Raw genomic sequence first — 17,574 nt, 5'->3', positions numbered from 1 at the left:
AAATCCCCGTCATAACGCTACGCTAAAAAGACGCCTGTCATAAAAACAACATCTGCTGTGGCATCCAAATCACGATGGAAACGATCACCGATCTGATTGATAAGATTTATGCCGGCACCTTTCCCCAGGCTACCCTGACGCGCCTGCTGAGTGAGATCGCCACCGCCCGCGACGCCATCAAGCTGCCGCGCAAGGCGCACTGGGACGAGCAGGATGTGGTGCTCATCACCTATGCCGATCAGTTTCGGGAAACCGGCAAGCCCACGCTCACGACCTTTTCCCGCTTCTATCAGCAGCATCTGCAATCCCTCTTTCCGCTGGTTCACCTGCTGCCTTTCTTTCCCTGGTCGTCTGACGACGGCTTTTCTGTCATTGATTACCATCAGGTTGATCCGCTGTGCGGTGACTGGCAGGATGTTGCCCGCCTGCATCAGGAAACCCGGCTGATGTTCGATTTTGTCTGCAACCATATGTCGTCGCGGAGCGCCTGGTTCCGTCACTTTCTGGCGCAGGACCCCGGCTGGGACGATTTCTTTATCAGCATGCCGCCCGCCACTGACCTCAGCGCCGTCACCCGTCCGCGAACCTCGCCGCTGCTAACCCCTTTTCAGATGGCCGATGGCGACACCCGCTTTATCTGGACCACCTTCAGCGCCGATCAGATCGACCTGAACTTTGCCAATCCTGAGGTGCTGCTGCGCATGGTCGGGGTCCTGCTCGACTACCTGATACGCGGCGCGGACTACGTGCGGCTCGATGCGGTCGGCTACATGTGGAAAACGCCCGGCACGCGCTGTATTCACCTGGAAAAAACCCATCAGCTGGTGAAGCTGTTTCGCGCGATTGCCGACCAGGTCGCCCCTGGCACGGTGATTATCACGGAGACCAACGTGCCACATCGGGACAACATCAGTTACCTCGGCAACGGCCACGATGAGGCGCAGATGGTTTATCAGTTTTCGCTGCCGCCGCTGGTGCTGCATGCGATTCATACCGGCTCGGCGCGCGCGCTGCGGCAGTGGGCCAGCTCGCTGGATCTCAGCAGCAATGACACCACCTTTTTTAACTTTCTGGCGTCCCACGATGGTATTGGCCTGAATCCGGCGCGCGGAATTTTGTCGGAGGTGGAGATTGTGGCGCTGGTGCGCGACCTGGCGCTGGAGGGTGCGCTGGTCTCCTACAAAAATAATCCGGACGGCACCACCAGCCCGTATGAAATCAACGTCACCTATCTGGATGCGTTAAACCGTGAGGCGGACGACGACGCCACGCGGCTGAAACGTTTTTTACTGGCCCATGCCATTCTGCTGGTGTTCCCTGGCGTGCCGGCCATCTATATCCAGAGCATTGTGGGCGGGCGAAATGATTACGATGGGGTGCGTGCCGCCGGACACAACCGGGCGATTAATCGCCAGAAGTATGATCTGCAGACGATAGAAGCGGCGCTGGCGGGGGAAGAGTGGCTGCGTCAGCAGATTTATACCCGGCTCGGTCAGCTGATCCAGCTGCGCCGTCGCCAGCCTGCTTTTCATCCCGATAATCCGATGACGATCTCAGAGAGCGAAAATGCCCTGCTGGTGCTCAGACGTCATTCGCCGGACAGCAATGAAGGGTTGCTCTGCGTGTTTAATCTCAGTGGACGGCCGGTGGAGACACCGCTACCTGAGGCACGTATGTGGCAGGATCTGATAAGCGGAGAGAAGATGGATGGCACCCAGCCGGTTAAGCTGGATGCCTGGCAGTTCATGTGGCTACGCTGATTACTTGTAGACTTCAGCGGTGGCGCTGAATTTACCGTGTTCGCGACCCGCGATCACCAGGTAGTATTTACCGCCTTTCTCGTCAGCAAGCTGAGACAGCACTTTTTTAGCATCCATTGGCGAGGTGGTTTCCGCTGTGGTGTTAACAGTGCCAATCTTCTGCAGGTTCATTGATTTAACTTCTTCTTTGGTGACTTCCTTCGCTGCCATCGCAGAAAATGAAATCGCGCCCATCATCATTGAAGCCACAACCCATTTAAAAACCTTCATTATGTTTACCCTCATTCATGATCCATTGTGAGATGTAAGCAGCCGCTAAACGCGTAAGGCAGTATGGAACGGCATAGTCATTTCCGTGACTAATCACATAAATTTGCAGCGGCCTTGCTCACAGAGAGAAGTATTGCTGCTGCCAGCGATTTTGCCAACTTAAAGCCTCATTATCCCGGCAAATCACTGATAAAGTTAATAATATGCTGACAAAAGATGTCTGGATGGGAAATAAAAGGTGCATGTGCTGCCTTGTCGATAACGACTGAAGGCGAGGCTGGCAACATTTCATCAATCTCTGCAGCAATCCGGCGCGGCACCAGCCCATCGAGTGCGCCATAGAGACGCAGGAACGGCAGCCCGATCTGCGGTAACGTGCTGCGCAGATCGACCTGACGCAGAATCTCCAGTCCGCCATCCAGCACCGCCACTTCCGGCATCGGTTGCGACAGCACCACCTCTTTCAGCTGCCGTGCATCGGCGCGCGCCGTTTCGGTGCCCAGCGTCTGCAGCGCCAGAAAGCGCTCCACCGTGCGCTGAAAATCGTTGCTGAGCATCTGCTGAAAGTTCTGCAGCGTCTCGGGTTTAATGCCGGGCCAGTGCTCTGTGGCGGTGAAACAGGGTGACGATGCAACGGTAATCAGTGCAGCCAGCTTTTCTGGCGCGGTCAGCGCCAGCTGTGTCGCCACCAGTCCGCCCAGAGACCACCCCATGACGATCGCCTGTGCGGGCAGCGCAGGCAGCAGCGCCTCTGCCATCTGTGTCAGCGTCAGCGTTCCCGCATCCTGACTGCGGCCATAGCCCGGCAGATCGACCAGATGCAGGCGGTAATGCGGGCTGAGTCGCGGAATAATGCTTTGCCAGACTTCGGCATTCAGCCCCCATCCGTGCAGCAGCACAAGATCGCGTTTTCCTTCTCCGCAGGTGTGCCAGTAGAGCGACGTCATCAGTTACTATCCCGAAAATGATAAGGAGGTCGCTATGCTAGCAATGCCTGCCCTGTGTTGGCTATGCCAGATGCCGTTACAGATCGCCCGTCACGGTCTGTGCAGCTTATGTCTGCGTGAATTACCGCCGCTGCCCCTGCTCTGTCCACGCTGCGGATTGCCCGCCGGGACGACGCGGGTTGCCTGTGGCCGCTGCCAGCGCAAACCGCCCGCCTGGCAGGCGCTGGTCTGCGTCAATGACTATCGCCCGCCGTTCAGTGAGTGGGTTAATCAGCTTAAGTTTTCTCACATAACCGCACTCAGGGTGATGCTGGCGCGGCTGCTTTTGCTAAGCTGGCTGGATGTCTGGCGGCACGGTCGTGTAGTGCGTCCCGACCTGCTGCTGCCGGTGCCGCTGCACTGGCGGCGACGCTGGCGGCGCGGCTACAACCAGAGTGCCCTGCTGGCTGCCCCGCTGGCGCACTGGCTGCAGTGCGAATGGCGTGACGGCCTCTCCCGCCAGCGAAGGGGAGCATTGCAGCATCAGCTCACTGCCCGCCAGCGCCGCACTAACTTACGGGATGCCTTCCGCCTTGAAATGGCGGTGCAGGGTCGCCATATCGCCCTGCTGGATGACGTCATCACCACCGGCAGTACGGTCGACGAAATCAGTCGTCTGTTACTGGCGCAGGGCGCGGCCAGCGTGCAGGTCTGGTGCCTGTGCCGTACCTTGTAGAGCGTCATTGATGGGCGTATTATAACCAACTAAATTAGTCAACTATTGAGCAATCGACATGATCCGAATTACTGACTCTGCCCAGGAACATTTTTCTAAACTGCTATCCAAACAAGAAGATGGCACCCAGATTCGCGTATTCGTGATTAACCCGGGTACGCCAACAGCGGAGTGCGGCGTCTCTTACTGTCCGCCTGATGCCGTTGAAGCGACTGACACCGAGCTGAAGTTCGAAAAGCTCTCTGCGTATGTTGATGAACTGAGCAAACCTTATCTGGAAGATGCGGAAATCGACTTCGTGACCGACAATCTCGGTTCACAGCTGACGCTGAAAGCGCCGAACGCCAAAATGCGGAAGGTGTCTGACGATGCGCCGATGGTGGAGCGCGTGGAGTATCTGCTGCAGGCGCAGATCAACCCACAGCTGGCCGGTCACGGCGGACGCGTGTCACTGATGGAGATCACCGATGACGGTTACGCCATTCTGCAGTTTGGCGGCGGCTGTAACGGCTGTTCGATGATCGACGTCACCCTGAAAGATGGCATCGAGAAAGAGCTGCTGGCTGCCTTCCCGGAACTGAAAGGCGTGCGGGATATTACCGAGCATCAGCGCGGCGAACACTCCTTCTACTGATGTTAACGCACAGGATAAGAGCGCGGCAGTCAGACTGCCGCGCTCTTGTTACTTCTCTTTCCTGCCTGACTGACGCTGCTGGCTGACCACCTTCAGCAGTGCATTCACTTCCCTGTCGGCAAAGATCGCCTCCAGCGTTTTGCTCAGCTTACGTCGCCAGTTGGGATATTGATCTACCGTGCCCGGCACGTTAACCGGCGTGGTCATGCCGAGCCAGTCCTCCGGTTGCAGGCCCAGCAGCGCACTGTCGGTGTCGGCCAGAAAACGGTGGATTGCCCGGTTCAGTGCAGGCGTCATCGCCAGCTTCTCCGCCTTTTTCTGACTGCGAGCCGGCAGGGCCCCCGCCTGATGCAGGGCATCCAGCAGCGCCTGCTTCTGCGTCGCCCGCTGCTCATGCAGTGCCTTCACCGCGTCGCCCGGATAGAGGCCCAGTTTCTCGCCCAGCGCCAGGTCGCCCTGCTCCCAGAAACCGGTGAGGGTGGGCAGATCGTGCGTGCTGGCACTGGCAATCGACTGACGCGGATAGTCCTGCGGCGCGCGATAGCGCTGATCTTTCTCCTGCTCGAACCAGAGCACCTTCCATGAAAAGACGCCGCTTTTGCGCAGCAGGCTGACTATCGCCTCCGGCACGGTGCCCAGATCTTCGCCAATCACCATGCAGCGCAGCCGGTGGCTCTCCAGCGCCAGAATCCCCAGCAGATCGTCGACCGGATAGGCGACATAAGCGCCTTTATCCGCCGTCTCTCCGGCAGGCACCCACCACAGACGCAGCAGCGACATCACATGATCGATGCGCAATGCACCGCAGTCACGCATGTTGGCTCGCAGCATGTCGATAAAGGGCTGATAGCCGCGCGCCTGCATCACATGCGGGTCCATTGGCGGCAGGCCCCAGTTCTGCCCCAGCGGACCGAGGCGGTCGGGCGGTGCGCCGACAGAGGCTTTAAGGCGGTAGAGCTCCGGGTCGTGCCAGGTTTCGGCGCTGCCTTCCGCCACGCCAACCGCCAGGTCACGGTAGAGACCCACGCTCATGCCCAGCGCCTGGCTGTGCGCCCAGCAGCCTGAGAACTGCTGCTGCGCCAGCCACTGCAGCCACTGCCAGAAGGCGATCTCCTCTTCATGCTCCTTACACCACTGCTGCACCTCCGGCTGCTGGCTGTTGCGCCACCCTTCCGGCCACGCGGGCCAGCCCCACTGTTTTGCATTCTCAGCCCGTCGGGCCTGCTGTATGCCGTCGTAGGCCGCCTGATAACGCAGGCTGTCACCGCCTTCACGCACAAAATCAGCCCAGGATTGCTGCTCGTCGCTGGCGTGGTCACGGGCCTGAAAGTGGGCCCAGGCGTGGCGCAGTGCGGCGAGCTTCAGCGCCATTACCGCTGCATAATCGACATGCTCCGCCTCGCGAGCTTTGGCCAGCGCCTTCTGAGTTCTGGCACTTTTCCACCACTTCTGTGCCGCCGCGCTTTGCTGAAAATCGGCCACCTGGCTGACATCGATATAGATGATGTTCAGCCAGCGGCGTGATGACGGACTGTAGGGACTGGCGAAATCGGCGCTGGCAGGATAGAGCGCATGCAGCGGATTCAGCCCGACGAAATCGCCTCCGCGTGCGGCCAGCTGCACCAGCAGCTGGTCGAGATCGCCGAAGTCACCGATGCCCCAGTTCTGTTCAGACCGTACGGTATAGAGCTGTACCAGTGCGCCCCAGCGTTTCTCTCCCGCCTCCAGCGCCGGCGGCAGATAGCAGCGGCGTGGGGCAACAATGACCCGCGTCTGCCAGCTTTTCTTCCCTTTGCTGAGCGTCAGCTGGTGATACCCCTGCGCCAGCGGCGTGGGCAGCGTAAAGGGTTCGCCCGCGGTTAACTCGCCGCTGAGCAGTCTGCCCTTCTCTGTCTGCAGCTGCCAGCGATAGACGCCACGGCCCTGCGGCGTCAGCTGACGTTTGCCTCTGCCGCTGAAGACGGCGACCGGCGGCAGCGGTGACTGACCCGCCTCCTGCGGATCGCCCATTACCGCCAGCAGCGCACGTTTGGTTTCGTCGCTGATCGCCTCTTTCTCGCCGTTAACGTTGATGTAATCCAGTGAAATACCCGCAGCACGGGCGGCCTGATCAAGTGAATCCTGTTTCATTGCTGCTCCTTAGCGGGGTGCCTGCCAGATACGTTGCTGATAGTCACGAATGGACCGGTCCGAACTGAACATGCCGGTCCGGGCCGTGTTGAGGATGGCGGCGCGGGTCCAGCCTTCCGGGTCGCGCCACAGGGCTTCCACCCGTTGCTGCGCCTCGATGTAAGGCTGGAAATCGGCCAGCACCAGCCAGGGATCGCCGTGTTTCGTCAGGCTCTCCAGCATCAGGTCAAACGCGTGCTTGTCCCCGTCGCTGAATTTGCCCTTCTCCAGCGATTTCAGTAAATCATCCAGCGCCTTGTTCTGCCTGCGCACCTTCTTCGGGTTGTAGCCTTTGGCCTTCAGCGCTTTCACCTCCTCCACGGTGTGACCGAAGATAAAGATATTCTCCTCGCCCACCTGCTCAGCGATTTCGACATTGGCCCCATCCAGCGTGCCGATGGTCAGCGCGCCGTTCAGCGCCAGCTTCATGTTGCCGGTGCCCGAGGCTTCATAACCGGCGGTAGAAATCTGCTCAGAGAGGTCGGCCGCCGGGATCATCATTTCGGCGACGGTGATGCGGTAGTCGGGGAGAAAAACCACTTTCAGCCGGTCGCCGATGCGGGGATCGTTGTTCACCACCTCCGCCACCCGGTTAATCGCGTAGATAATGTTTTTCGCCAGGTAGTAACCCGGTGCGGCTTTTGCCCCGAACAGGAAGACCCGCGGCGTGAAGGTAACATCCTCCGGGTTATTACAGAGTTGCTGATAGCAGTAGAGGATATGCAGCAGGCTGAGGTGCTGGCGCTTGTACTCATGCAGTCGCTTGATCTGCACATCGAACAGGGCCGCCGGGTTGACGATAATCCCGGTGTGCCGGGCGATATAGTCGGTCAGCTGCACTTTGTTCTGCTGCTTGATGCTGCGATAGCGCTGACGAAACGCCGGGTCGTCGGCGTAAGGTTCCAGGCCGATCAGCGCGTCGAGATTGCTGGCCCATTCGGTTTTCAGCGTCTCATCAATCAGCCCGGCCAGCGCCGGATTGCACTGCTTCAGCCAGCGGCGCGGGGTAATGCCGTTGGTGACGTTATGGAATTTTTGCGGCCACAGCTGGTGATATTCCGGGAAGAGATCGCTGACCACCAGCCGGGAGTGCAGCGCCGCGACGCCGTTGACCGCAAACCCACTGACGACGCAGAGATTCGCCATCCGCACCTGACCGTCCGCAATCACCGCCAGCTTATGCCACAGCGCTTTGTCATCCGGCCAGCGCTGCTTCACCACCTTTTTCAGCCGCTGATTGATCGTTTTGATGATCAGCAGATGACGCGGCAGCAGCGAGCGCATCAGCTTCTCATCCCAGCGCTCCAGCGCCTCCGGCATCAGGGTGTGGTTGGTGTAAGCAAACAGCCGGCTGGTGATCTGCCACGCCTCATCCCAGCCGAGCTGGTGCTCATCCAGCAGCACGCGCAGCATCTCCGGGATGGCGATGGTGGGATGGGTATCGTTGAGCTGAATCACTTCGAAATCGGGCAGGCTGTGAATGCTGCGTCCCGCCTGATGGTGGCGGCGCAGAATATCGGCCACCGCACAGGCGCACTGAAAATATTGCTGCATCAGGCGCAGCCGCTTGCCCGCCTGATGATTGTCGTTGGGATAGAGCACTTTGGTCAGCTTTGCCGCCTCGATGCCGGGCTGCTCCGCCTGCAGGAAGTGACCGTCATTAAACGCCGTCAGGTCAAAAGGGTGCGCGCTCACCGCCTGCCACAGACGCAGCGGCAGCGTGACACCATTGCGGTAGCCGGTGACCGGCAAATCCCAGGCTTCACCGCGCAGCGTAAACCCGGGCTGCCAGCGCACCTCGCCGTTCTCCTGCTTTTCGACCCGACCGCCCATCGCCACCTCCACATCCAGCGCCGCGTTGTGGCGGAACCAGGGATAGTGCTCGCGCTGCCAGTCGTCGGGCGCCTCCTTCTGCTGGCCCGCCTGAAAAGACTGGCGGAACAGGCCGTACTGGTAGTTAAGTCCGTGACCGGTTGCAGACTGACCGACCGTGGCCATCGAATCCATGTAGCAGGCAGCCAGTCGCCCCAGCCCGCCATTGCCGAGTGCCGGATCGACCTCCTGCTCCAGCAGCGCCGTTAAATCAAACTGCTGCTCTGCCAGCGCCGTCTGCACCTCGTCATACCAGCCGAGATTAAGCAGATTGTTGCCGGTCAGCCGGCCAATCAGAAACTCCATCGAGAGATAGTTAACGTGACGCTGCTGCTGCGCCGGACGCGGGGCCGGTTGGGCGGCCAGCAGTTCCGCGAGGGCCGCACTGACCGCCTGCCACGCCTGGTGCGGGGTCATCTGCTGAGCGGAAGAGAGGCCGAGGTGTTGCCACTGGCGGGTAAAGGCGGCGTTAAAACGGGCTTTATTGAATTTCTGCTGCGGCATATCACTCCCTTCTGTTACGCAATGAGGTGAAGCAAAAATGGCAAGCGCACGGGCTGGCAGGCGGAGCCAGCAATCGTTAAGTAAAGACGGGAGTGGGGAAAAAAGCGACAGCAATCAAATAAAAACGCCAGCCCGGAGGCTGGCGTGGCAGGAATCAGCAGAGTTCGAGGTGCACCTCATGCTGTTCAATCACCTTCATGACGCTGGCGGGCGGCATCTTGTCGGTGTAGATGTAATCCAGCAGACTCATATTGCCGAGGTTAACCATGGCGTTGCGGCCAAACTTCGAGTGGTCCACGACCAGCAGCGCACAGCGGGAGTTTTCAATAATCGCGCGCTTGGTCCGCACTTCGTGATAGTCAAACTCCAGCAGCGAGCCATCCATATCGATGCCGCTGATGCCGAGAATGCCGTAATCCAGCCGGAACTGCGAAATGAAGTCGAGCGTCGCTTCTCCCATTACCGCACCATCGCGGGTGCGCACTTCGCCCCCGGCAATAATCACCCGAAAATCGGGTTTGCCCATCAGCAGCATCGCCACGTTGAGGTTGTTCGTCACCACACGCAGATCGCTGTGGTTGAGCAGCGCATGCGCCACCGCTTCCGGCGTGGTGCCGATGTCGATAAACAGCGTGGCCCCATCCGGGATCTGGCTGGCGACCCGCTGAGCAATGCGCGCTTTTTCCGCCGACCACATCATTTTACGATCGTGCCAGGCGGTGTTCTCAGAGCTGGAGGGGAGCGCCGCGCCGCCGTGGTGGCGCTGAATTTTGTTCTGATCGGCCAGATCGTTGAGATCGCGACGGATGGTCTGCGGGCTGACCTCAAAATGATCCACCAGCTCCTCAGTACTGACATATCCCTGACGACGGACCAAATCGATAATCGCGTCATGACGTTGCGTCTGCTTCACATTCCTCTCCTGTTAACCCGCAAAATCTCTTTACCGACGCGTAACGTTACGCGTATCCACCAGCGCCATCGCCAGCCCGACCAGCAGACCGGCGACGTGCGCTGCGTTGGCAATGGCCAGGCCAAAGACGCCGAACCAGCCAATCACCAGCCAGACCAGCGCAAAACCGATCAGGCCACGTTCAAGATAGACGCCGCTGTCGGGATCGCGCTCGCCGCGCAGCCAGCAGTAGCCCATCAGGGCATACACTACGCCCGACAGGCCGCCAAACCAGATGCCGCTGAATTTCGCCTGCAGCCAGCCGCTGAGCAGCGCGGAAATCAGCATAATGACAAAGAGTTTGCCGCTGCCGAGCCGCTTCTCAACCGCCCCACCCAGATACCACCACCACATCAGGTTAAACAGAATGTGCAGCAGCGAGAAGTGCAGCAGCGCATGGCTGAACCAGCGCCAGACCTGAAAATGCTGGTCATCGTCCGGCCAGGCGAGCCAGGCCATCACGGTCTGATCGCCCATCACCTGCATCAGGATAAAGACGGCGATACAGAGCACCATCACCGTCATCGTCAGCGGCCCGGCGCGCTCACGAATGTTTGCCCAGATGTTACTGCGCTCATAGCGCAGCCCGCTGTCGGTTTTGCCGCTGTGCCAGCTGGCCGCCTGATAGCGTGGGTGATTAGGGTCATGCAGAAACTGCTGAAGTTCGTTTTCGACCACGGAAAACTGGCTCTCATCATCCAGCATGATGACATAGTGCTGGTCATGCTCAATACGCAGCGTCACGCCGCGCGTTGCCATGTAGTCCACAAACGCCTGCGCCATGCGCGGCTGATTAAATTGGGTAATGCGCATCAGTAACTCTCCGTGTGACAGGCGGCCACTTACTCACTGCCCAGGGCAACCTGCTGCGGAAAGGCCGCGCGCCAGGCATCGAAACCGCCATCAATACTGTAGGCCGCACTGAAGCCCTGCCCCAGCAGATATTGTGCTGCACTTTTACTGCTGTTGCCGTGATAGCACATCACCAGCACCGGCAGGCTGTGGTCTGCACGACTGATAAAATCGCTGAGGTTGGTGTTGGTCAGATGCAGCGCACCCGCCGCATGGCCCATCGCAAAGCTTTGCGGATCGCGGATATCGACCAGCAGTGCCCCCTGCGCCAGACGCGCCTGCGCCTGCTGCACATCAATACATTCGAACGTTTCCATGGGATCTCTCAAAGTCATCACAATAGCGCGTAGTGTAACCCGAGAAGCCACGCCGATAACCTGACAATCGTTACGGGTATCTGTTTTTTTGGTGGACATAATGTTAGCTATATCACGCAAAAATGTTTTTAGCGGGTTAAAAGCTGGCGCTAATGTTGGTTTGCGACTATGATAATGCTCGAAAACGAACATAAGTGAACTATTCCGAACATCGGAGGAGATGACGTGGAAACCAAAGACCTGATCGTGATCGGCGGCGGCATCAACGGTGCCGGCATTGCAGCAGACGCTGCAGGACGCGGACTGTCGGTGTTAATGCTGGAGGCGCGGGATCTGGCTTGCGCGACCTCCTCTGCCAGCTCGAAACTGATTCACGGCGGCCTGCGCTACCTTGAACATTATGAATTCCGTCTGGTCAGCGAAGCGCTGGCTGAGCGTGAAGTCCTGCTGAAGATGGCGCCGCACCTGGCCTTCCCGATGCGCTTCCGTCTGCCGCACCGTCCGCACCTGCGTCCGGCGTGGATGATCCGCACCGGCCTGTTTATGTATGACCATCTGGGCAAACGCACCAGCCTGCCAGGCAGTAAAAGTCTGCGCTTTGGCGCGGATTCGGCCCTGAAGCCGGAGATCACGCGCGGATTCGAATATTCTGACTGCTGGGTCGATGACGCCCGTATGGTCGTGCTCAACGCGCAGGAAGTGGTGAAGCGCGGCGGCGAAGTGCGGACCCGCACCCGCGTGACCCGCGCCTGGCGTGAAGGCGGCCTGTGGAAGGTGGAAGCGGAAGATGTCGACAGCGGCAAAACCTACACCTGGCAGGCGAAAGGTTTGGTCAACGCTGCAGGCCCGTGGGTCAAGCAGCTGTTTGACGACAGCCTGAAGCTCAAATCCCCTTACGGTATCCGCCTGATCAAAGGCAGCCACATCGTGGTGCCGCGCGTCCACACCGAAAAGCAGGCTTACATCCTGCAGAACGAAGATAACCGCATCGTGTTTGTGATTCCGTGGATGGATGAGTTCTCCATCATCGGCACCACCGACGTGGAGTACAAAGGCGATCCGAAAAACGTCAACATTGATGACAGCGAAACCGACTACCTGCTGAAGGTGTTCAACGCCCACTTCAAAAAGCAGCTGACTGCTGACGATATCGTCTGGTCTTACTCCGGTGTGCGTCCTCTGTGTGATGATGAATCGGACTCACCGCAGGCGATCACCCGCGATTACACGCTGGATGTCCGTGATGACAACGGCCAGGCGCCGCTGCTGTCGGTGTTTGGCGGCAAGCTGACCACCTATCGCAAGCTGGCCGAGCACGCGCTGGAAAAACTGGCGAAGTACTATCCGAACGCCGGTCCGGCCTGGACGAAGAACTGCGTGTTGCCGGGCGGGAACATCTCCGGCACCCGTGAGGATTATGCGGCCAGCCTGCGTCGTCGCTATCCGTTCATCAGTGAAAACATGGCGCGTCACTTCTCACGCACTTACGGCAGCAGCACCGAAACCCTGTTAGCCGGGGCGAAAAGCCTGAACGATCTGGGTGAGAACTTCGGTCATGAATTTTACGAAGCGGAGCTGCGCTACCTGGTGCAGCATGAGTGGGTTCGCGAGCTGGATGATGCTATCTGGCGTCGTACCAAACAGGGTATGTGGCTGACGAAAGAGCAGCAGGCCCGCGTGGCAGAGTGGCTGGCCGCGAAAGCAAAACCGGCACTCTCGCTGGCCTCTTAAGCAGGCCGCAGTAAGCAGAAAGCAGGCTCCGGCCTGCTTTTTTTATGGGTGGCTGAACGCGAACTTAACCGGTTAAACCGTGCCGCAGCCCTTTCCCCTCGCACGCTCTCCTCCTGTCACCCTGCCGTTTCCCCCTTCCCCGCCTGCCTGCAGCGCCTCGGATTTCGCCTGCCGCCAGGCCGCTCACCATCGTTACCTTAAATCTAACGTTTCGCTTTTTTGCTTAATTGAACGCCGTATGCAGAACGCGCAGACTTTGTTCAGCAAAAACGTCAGTACCGCGATTCTAATCAGGAGGTTGAAATGAACACAGGCCAAACGCCTGCCCGGGAGTGGAACACACGCCGCAATGAAAAAGCGCGTCGTATGGCCGCCTTCCCCCTTGATGGCAAAGTCATTCCTGTTGAACGAGCCACAGAAGCCCTCGAACACTTAATTGCCCCAGGCGACCGCGTGGTGCTGGAGGGGAATAACCAGAAACAGGCTGACTTCTTATCCCGCACCCTGGCGCAGGTAAATCCGGCAAAGATTCACGACCTGCACATGATTATGCCCAGCGTCGGCCGCAGTGAACATCTCGATATTTTTGAAAAAGGCATTGCCCGCAAACTCGACTTCTCTTTTTCCGGCCCGCAGAGTCTGCGCATGTCGCAGCTGCTGCAGGATGGCCAGCTGGAAATCGGCGCTATCCACACCTATATCGAACTCTACTCCCGCCTCTATGTTGACCTCTGCCCGAATGTGGCGCTGATTGCCGGTTACAAAGCTGACCGCAAAGGCAACCTCTACACCGGTCCGGGCACCGAGGATACCCCGGCGCTGGTGGAAGCCGCCGCGTTCCGTGACGGTATCGTGATAGCCCAGGTCAATGAACTGGTCGATGACGAAACCGACCTGCCGCGCGTCGATATTCCCGGCTCCTGGATCGACTACATTGTCGTTGCTGACAAACCGTTCTTTATCGAACCGCTGTTTACCCGCGATCCGCGCCTGATTAAGCAGGAACATATCCTGATGGCGATGATGGCGATTAAAGGCATCTACGCCGAACACCAGGTGCAGTCACTCAACCACGGCATCGGATTTAACACCGCCGCGATTGAGCTGCTGCTGCCCACCTACGGCGAACAGCTCGGCCTGAAAGGCAAAATCTGTAAACACTGGGCGCTGAACCCGCATCCGACGCTGATCCCGGCAATTGAGAGTGGCTGGGTGGAGAGCGTGCACTGCTTCGGCGGCGAGCTGGGGATGGAAGAGTATATCCGCGCCCGTCCCGACATTTTCTTTACCGGCAGCGACGGCTCAATGCGCTCTAACCGCGCCTTCTGTCAGCTGGCCGGCCAGTACGCGGTCGACATGTTTATCGGGGCCACCCTGCAGGTTGACGGGCTGGCCAACTCCTCGACCGTGACCCGTGGCCGCCTCTCCGGCTTTGGTGGCGCCCCGAATATGGGCCACGATCCGCACGGCCGCCGCCACGCGACCCCCGCCTGGCTGAACATGATCACTGAGCCAGACCCGATGCAGCGCGGGAAAAAACTGGTGGTGCAGATGGTCGAAACCTTCCAGGCCGGCGCAAAACCCACCTTCGTTGAAACCCTTGATGCGGTTGATGTCGCCAAATCCGCCGGGATGCCGCTGGCTCCGGTGATGATTTACGGCGATGACGTCACCCACGTGCTGACCGAGGAGGGCATCGCCTATCTCTATCGCGCAGAGAGCCTCGAAGAGCGTCGCGCTATGGTCGCCGCCGTGGCGGGCATTACCGACATCGGTCTGGGTGTGGATGCGGCGCGCGTCGCGGCCCTGCGTAAAAGCGGCAAAGTGGTCTACCCGGAAGATATGGGCATCCGCCGTTCCGACGCCACCCGTTCACTGCTGGCTGCGGGCAGCGTGGCTGACCTGGTCGAATGGTCCGGTGGTCTGTACAACCCGCCTGCTAAATTCCGGAGCTGGTAAATGAAACTCCTGTCCCAGACTCAAGCCGAGGCGCAGTCCAGCCAGCTGGCGACGCTGGCGCGCGATTGCCTGATCGATGAAGCACGTCTGAGCCCCAAGCCGGGTCTGGTCGACAGTCGCGGAAACGGCGCGCATCACGATTTAACCCTGGCGCTGATGGAGCGCTCCGCTCACAGCCTGGCACCGACCTTTCTGGCGCTGGCCCGTCACAGCTGGCAGCGTCCCGCCGATATCGCCCTGCGCGAAACGGTCGGGCGTCTGGGCCGCGACGGCGAGCAGCAGATGATGGCGGCCACCGGTGGCGTGAATACCCATCGGGGAGCGATCTGGGCGCTGGGCTTACTGGTAAGTGCCGCCGCCATGCATGGCGGTGCTGCCAGTGCCGACCCGCTGACCCGCACCGCCGCCGCCCTGGCCAGCCTGCCCGACCGGGCAGCGCCGAAACTGTTCAGCAAAGGGTTAAAAGCGACGCACCGCTATCGGGTGCCCGGCGCACGCGAAGAGGCGCAACAGGCGTTTCCTCACGTGATGAAGCTGGCGCTGCCGCAGCTGCTGATCAGCCGGGCGGTGGGGGCCAGCGAAAGCGAAGCCCGCCTGGATGCGCTGATGGCGATCATGACTTCGCTCAGCGATACCTGCGTGCTGTCACGGGCAGGGATGGCGGGGCTGACGGCGATGCAGCACGGGGCACAAGCCGTACTGCTGGCGGGCGGCTGCCGCACAGAGGGCGGAAAGCTGGCGCTGGCGCAGCTTGATCGCCGGATGCTGGCGCTCAACGCCTCGCCGGGCGGAGCCGCCGATTTGCTCGCGGCGACGCTGTTTATCGATCGGGTCTGTTCGCCTGAACACACATATTTTTAGAGGCCATTATGGAACACATCACATTATCTTTACCCGCTAACCGCCTGCTCAGTGGCAGAGCGCTGGCCGGAGTCGTGGGTTCCGGTGACATGGAAGTACTGTACACCGCAACCCAGGGCGACACGCTGAACGTTGATATCACCACCTCACTCGATAACAGCGACGCCCGCTGGAAGGCGCTGTTTGACCGCCTGAATTTGATCAACGGCCTGCCGGCCGGCGAACTGATTATCCACGATTTCGGTGCCACACCCGGTGTAGCACGTATCCGTCTTGAACAGGTTTTTGAAGAGGTGAGCCATGCGTAACGACGCCAGTTTTATTGAATTACGGGCGCGTGAACGCGCCCGTACGCTGCTGGATGCCGGTAGCTATCGCGAACTGCTGGATCCCTTTGAGGGCATTATGTCGCCGTGGCTGGCCCCGCAGGGCGTGGTGCCGCAGTCCGATGACGGCATGGTCGTGGCACGCGGCACGCTGAACGGTCAGCCTGCGGTGGTTATCGCCATCGAAGGCACCTTCCAGGGCGGCAGCATGGGCGAAGTCTCCGGGGCGAAAATGGCGGCGGCGCTGGAGCTGGCGGCGGAAGACAACCGCAACGGCATTCCGACGCAGGCGGTGCTCTGCCTGGAAACCGGTGGCGTGCGCTTACAGGAAGCGAATCTTGGCCTGGCGGCGATTGCGGATATTCATGCGGCGATTGTCGATCTGCGTCGCTACACCCCGGTGATCGGCATCATCAGCGGCACCGTTGGCTGCTTCGGCGGAATGTCGATTGCCGCCGCGCTCTGCAGCTACCTGATCGTGACACGGGAAGCGCGCCTGGGCCTGAACGGCCCGCAGGTGATTGAGCAGGAGGCGGGCATTGAAGAGTATGACTCGCGCGATCGGCCCTTTATCTGGAGCATGACCGGGGGCGAAATCCGCTACGCCAGTGGCCTGGTCGATGCGCTGGTGGATGACGGCATCAACGCGGTAAAAACCGCGATGCATGACTTCATTGCCAGAGGCGTACCGCCGCAGCACCGCAGCGACAACTATGCCGACTTCCTGTCACGTCTGACGCAGTTCGACACCCGCCAGCAGGCGGACACCGCCCAGATCAAACAGCTTTTCGCCCGGGAGGAGAAATAATGACCCAGACAAGCAGCCGCGGTGCAACCTGGCTGGAAAAACTCGCACCCAATGCACAGCGTCTCAGTGGCCTGTGCGCCTCTGTTCAGGTGGCTGACGGCCAGCTGAATGGCGAAAACGTCCGCTTCATCGCCGTGGTGCCCGATGCTCAGAACCACTATCCGCGCGCCGCGCAGGGGGAAGTGGGTCTGCTGGAGGGCTGGACGCTGGCAAAAGTGGTGAATGAAACGCGGGAAGAGGATAAAAACAGCGCCGTGAAACGCCCGATTGTGGCGGTCATCGATGTGCCGAGTCAGGCCTATGGTCGCCGTGAAGAGGCATTTGGTATTCATCAGGCGCTGGCGGGCGCAGCGGGTGCCTATGCTAACGCGCGCCTGGCCGGCCATCCGGTCATCGGGCTGATTGTAGGCAAGGCGATGTCCGGTGCGTTCCTGGCACACGGCTATCAGGCTAACCGCCTGATTGCGCTTAACGATCAGGGCGTACTGGTTCACGCCATGGGCAAAGCATCGGCGGCGCGTATTACGCTGCGTTCGGTGGAGTCGCTGGAGAAACTGGCCGCCACCATCCCCCCCATGGCCTATGACGTGAGCAACTTCGCCACGCTGGGTCTGCTCTCCGATCTGCTGAACGTGGGCAATCCCGATGCGCCGTCTGACGCCGACGTGGCGATGGTTGAAATAGCGCTTCATAAAGCGATCGGCGATGCCCGTCAGGACCCGAGCCTGAAAAACCGTCTGGGTGCCTCCAACCGTCACAGCTCTTCCCTGGTGCGCGAGCGTATGCGCGCGACCTGGTAAACCGATAAAAAAATAAACCTGCCGAATCCGGTCTGACGGGGCGTGTCACAGCGCCCCGGCGCAGTGGCCGTGTTCAGAATTATAAACATCGCTGTTT

The 17,574-nt window shown here is 59.8% G+C and carries 16 protein-coding genes; 9 read left to right on the top strand and 7 right to left on the bottom strand.

The window, feature by feature from the left end:
• Positions 1-74 precede the first annotated feature (74 nt).
• Positions 75-1,760: an alpha-amylase family glycosyl hydrolase gene (locus HFD92_RS13150; protein WP_167429081.1), complete on the top strand. Its 1,686-nt coding sequence runs from the start codon at positions 75-77 to the stop codon at positions 1,758-1,760.
• On the opposite strand, the gene HFD92_RS13145 is transcribed toward HFD92_RS13150, so the two are convergent.
• Positions 1,761-2,030 carry a YdgH/BhsA/McbA-like domain containing protein gene (locus HFD92_RS13145; protein ID WP_009087712.1) on the bottom strand — a complete coding sequence of 90 codons (270 nt, stop codon included), beginning with the start codon at positions 2,028-2,030 and terminating at the stop codon, positions 1,761-1,763. It abuts the gene before it with no gap.
• Between the two features lie 170 nt (positions 2,031-2,200).
• Entirely contained in the window at positions 2,201-2,977 is a 777-nt protein-coding gene (gene bioH / locus HFD92_RS13140; protein ID WP_167429080.1) for a pimeloyl-ACP methyl ester esterase BioH, read from the bottom strand.
• Positions 2,978-3,011: 34 nt separating this feature from the next.
• Here bioH and gntX point away from each other — a divergent pair, with 34 nt between their 5' ends.
• Positions 3,012-3,692: a DNA utilization protein GntX gene (gntX, locus tag HFD92_RS13135; RefSeq protein ID WP_111207878.1), complete on the top strand. Its 681-nt coding sequence runs from the start codon at positions 3,012-3,014 to the stop codon at positions 3,690-3,692.
• A gap of 58 nt (positions 3,693-3,750) precedes the next feature.
• Positions 3,751-4,326, top strand: coding sequence for a Fe-S biogenesis protein NfuA (nfuA, locus tag HFD92_RS13130; RefSeq protein ID WP_009087718.1), 576 nt, complete (start codon positions 3,751-3,753; stop codon positions 4,324-4,326).
• Between the two features lie 48 nt (positions 4,327-4,374).
• On the opposite strand, the gene malQ is transcribed toward nfuA, so the two are convergent.
• The 5 genes from malQ to glpE all read right to left on the bottom strand — a co-directional run bounded on the left by malQ (position 4,375) and on the right by glpE (position 10,992).
• Positions 4,375-6,456: a 4-alpha-glucanotransferase gene (malQ, locus tag HFD92_RS13125; RefSeq protein ID WP_167429079.1), complete on the bottom strand. Its 2,082-nt coding sequence runs from the start codon at positions 6,454-6,456 to the stop codon at positions 4,375-4,377.
• 9 nt (positions 6,457-6,465) lie between these two features.
• Entirely contained in the window at positions 6,466-8,871 is a 2,406-nt protein-coding gene (gene malP, locus HFD92_RS13120; protein WP_167429078.1) for a maltodextrin phosphorylase, read from the bottom strand.
• Positions 8,872-9,025: 154 nt separating this feature from the next.
• Complete coding sequence (locus HFD92_RS13115; RefSeq protein ID WP_009087722.1) at positions 9,026-9,784, bottom strand: DeoR/GlpR family transcriptional regulator; 759 nt, start codon at positions 9,782-9,784, stop codon at positions 9,026-9,028.
• A 30-nt stretch (positions 9,785-9,814) separates the two neighbouring features.
• The gene (gene glpG, locus HFD92_RS13110) at positions 9,815-10,636 is read right to left on the bottom strand and encodes a rhomboid family intramembrane serine protease GlpG (protein ID WP_009087724.1); all 822 of its coding nucleotides are present in this window, start codon (positions 10,634-10,636) and stop codon (positions 9,815-9,817) included.
• Positions 10,637-10,665: 29 nt separating this feature from the next.
• Complete coding sequence (gene glpE, locus HFD92_RS13105) at positions 10,666-10,992, bottom strand: thiosulfate sulfurtransferase GlpE (protein WP_009087726.1); 327 nt, start codon at positions 10,990-10,992, stop codon at positions 10,666-10,668.
• Positions 10,993-11,217: 225 nt separating this feature from the next.
• Here glpE and glpD point away from each other — a divergent pair, with 225 nt between their 5' ends.
• The 6 genes from glpD (at position 11,218) to mdcE (ending at position 17,477) form a co-directional block, all read left to right on the top strand.
• Positions 11,218-12,723, top strand: a complete 1,506-nt coding sequence (gene glpD, locus HFD92_RS13100; protein ID WP_009087728.1) for a glycerol-3-phosphate dehydrogenase — start codon at positions 11,218-11,220, stop codon at positions 12,721-12,723.
• 303 nt (positions 12,724-13,026) lie between these two features.
• The gene (mdcA, locus tag HFD92_RS13095; protein WP_167429077.1) at positions 13,027-14,682 is read left to right on the top strand and encodes a malonate decarboxylase subunit alpha; all 1,656 of its coding nucleotides are present in this window, start codon (positions 13,027-13,029) and stop codon (positions 14,680-14,682) included.
• Positions 14,683-15,543, top strand: a complete 861-nt coding sequence (locus HFD92_RS13090) for a triphosphoribosyl-dephospho-CoA synthase (RefSeq protein ID WP_167429076.1) — start codon at positions 14,683-14,685, stop codon at positions 15,541-15,543.
• Positions 15,544-15,551: 8 nt separating this feature from the next.
• Entirely contained in the window at positions 15,552-15,851 is a 300-nt protein-coding gene (mdcC, locus tag HFD92_RS13085; protein WP_009087734.1) for a malonate decarboxylase acyl carrier protein, read from the top strand.
• Entirely contained in the window at positions 15,844-16,677 is an 834-nt protein-coding gene (locus HFD92_RS13080) for a biotin-independent malonate decarboxylase subunit beta (RefSeq protein WP_167429075.1), read from the top strand. Before mdcC ends, HFD92_RS13080 begins: the two co-directional genes overlap by 8 nt.
• Entirely contained in the window at positions 16,677-17,477 is an 801-nt protein-coding gene (mdcE, locus tag HFD92_RS13075) for a biotin-independent malonate decarboxylase subunit gamma (RefSeq protein WP_167429074.1), read from the top strand. The genes HFD92_RS13080 and mdcE overlap by 1 nt, the downstream gene beginning before the upstream one ends.
• Positions 17,478-17,574: the final 97 nt, after the last annotated feature.

The sequence above is a fragment of the Pantoea sp. EKM101V genome (assembly GCF_011800325.1).
GTDB lineage: Bacteria > Pseudomonadota > Gammaproteobacteria > Enterobacterales > Enterobacteriaceae > Pantoea > Pantoea anthophila.
Note: the sequence above shows the minus strand (reverse complement) of the source record. Positions and strands in the feature narration are given on the sequence as shown.

Coding starts and splice junctions, on each gene's coding strand:
- HFD92_RS13150 (WP_167429081.1), top strand. CDS start 75: ATGGAAACGATCACCGATCTGATTGATAAGATTTATGCCGGCACCTTT.
- HFD92_RS13145 (WP_009087712.1), bottom strand. CDS start 2,030: ATGAAGGTTTTTAAATGGGTTGTGGCTTCAATGATGATGGGCGCGATT.
- bioH (WP_167429080.1), bottom strand. CDS start 2,977: ATGACGTCGCTCTACTGGCACACCTGCGGAGAAGGAAAACGCGATCTT.
- gntX (WP_111207878.1), top strand. CDS start 3,012: ATGCTAGCAATGCCTGCCCTGTGTTGGCTATGCCAGATGCCGTTACAG.
- nfuA (WP_009087718.1), top strand. CDS start 3,751: ATGATCCGAATTACTGACTCTGCCCAGGAACATTTTTCTAAACTGCTA.
- malQ (WP_167429079.1), bottom strand. CDS start 6,456: ATGAAACAGGATTCACTTGATCAGGCCGCCCGTGCTGCGGGTATTTCA.
- malP (WP_167429078.1), bottom strand. CDS start 8,871: ATGCCGCAGCAGAAATTCAATAAAGCCCGTTTTAACGCCGCCTTTACC.
- glpG (WP_009087724.1), bottom strand. CDS start 10,636: ATGCGCATTACCCAATTTAATCAGCCGCGCATGGCGCAGGCGTTTGTG.
- glpE (WP_009087726.1), bottom strand. CDS start 10,992: ATGGAAACGTTCGAATGTATTGATGTGCAGCAGGCGCAGGCGCGTCTG.
- mdcA (WP_167429077.1), top strand. CDS start 13,027: ATGAACACAGGCCAAACGCCTGCCCGGGAGTGGAACACACGCCGCAAT.
- HFD92_RS13090 (WP_167429076.1), top strand. CDS start 14,683: ATGAAACTCCTGTCCCAGACTCAAGCCGAGGCGCAGTCCAGCCAGCTG.
- mdcC (WP_009087734.1), top strand. CDS start 15,552: ATGGAACACATCACATTATCTTTACCCGCTAACCGCCTGCTCAGTGGC.
- HFD92_RS13080 (WP_167429075.1), top strand. CDS start 15,844: ATGCGTAACGACGCCAGTTTTATTGAATTACGGGCGCGTGAACGCGCC.
- mdcE (WP_167429074.1), top strand. CDS start 16,677: ATGACCCAGACAAGCAGCCGCGGTGCAACCTGGCTGGAAAAACTCGCA.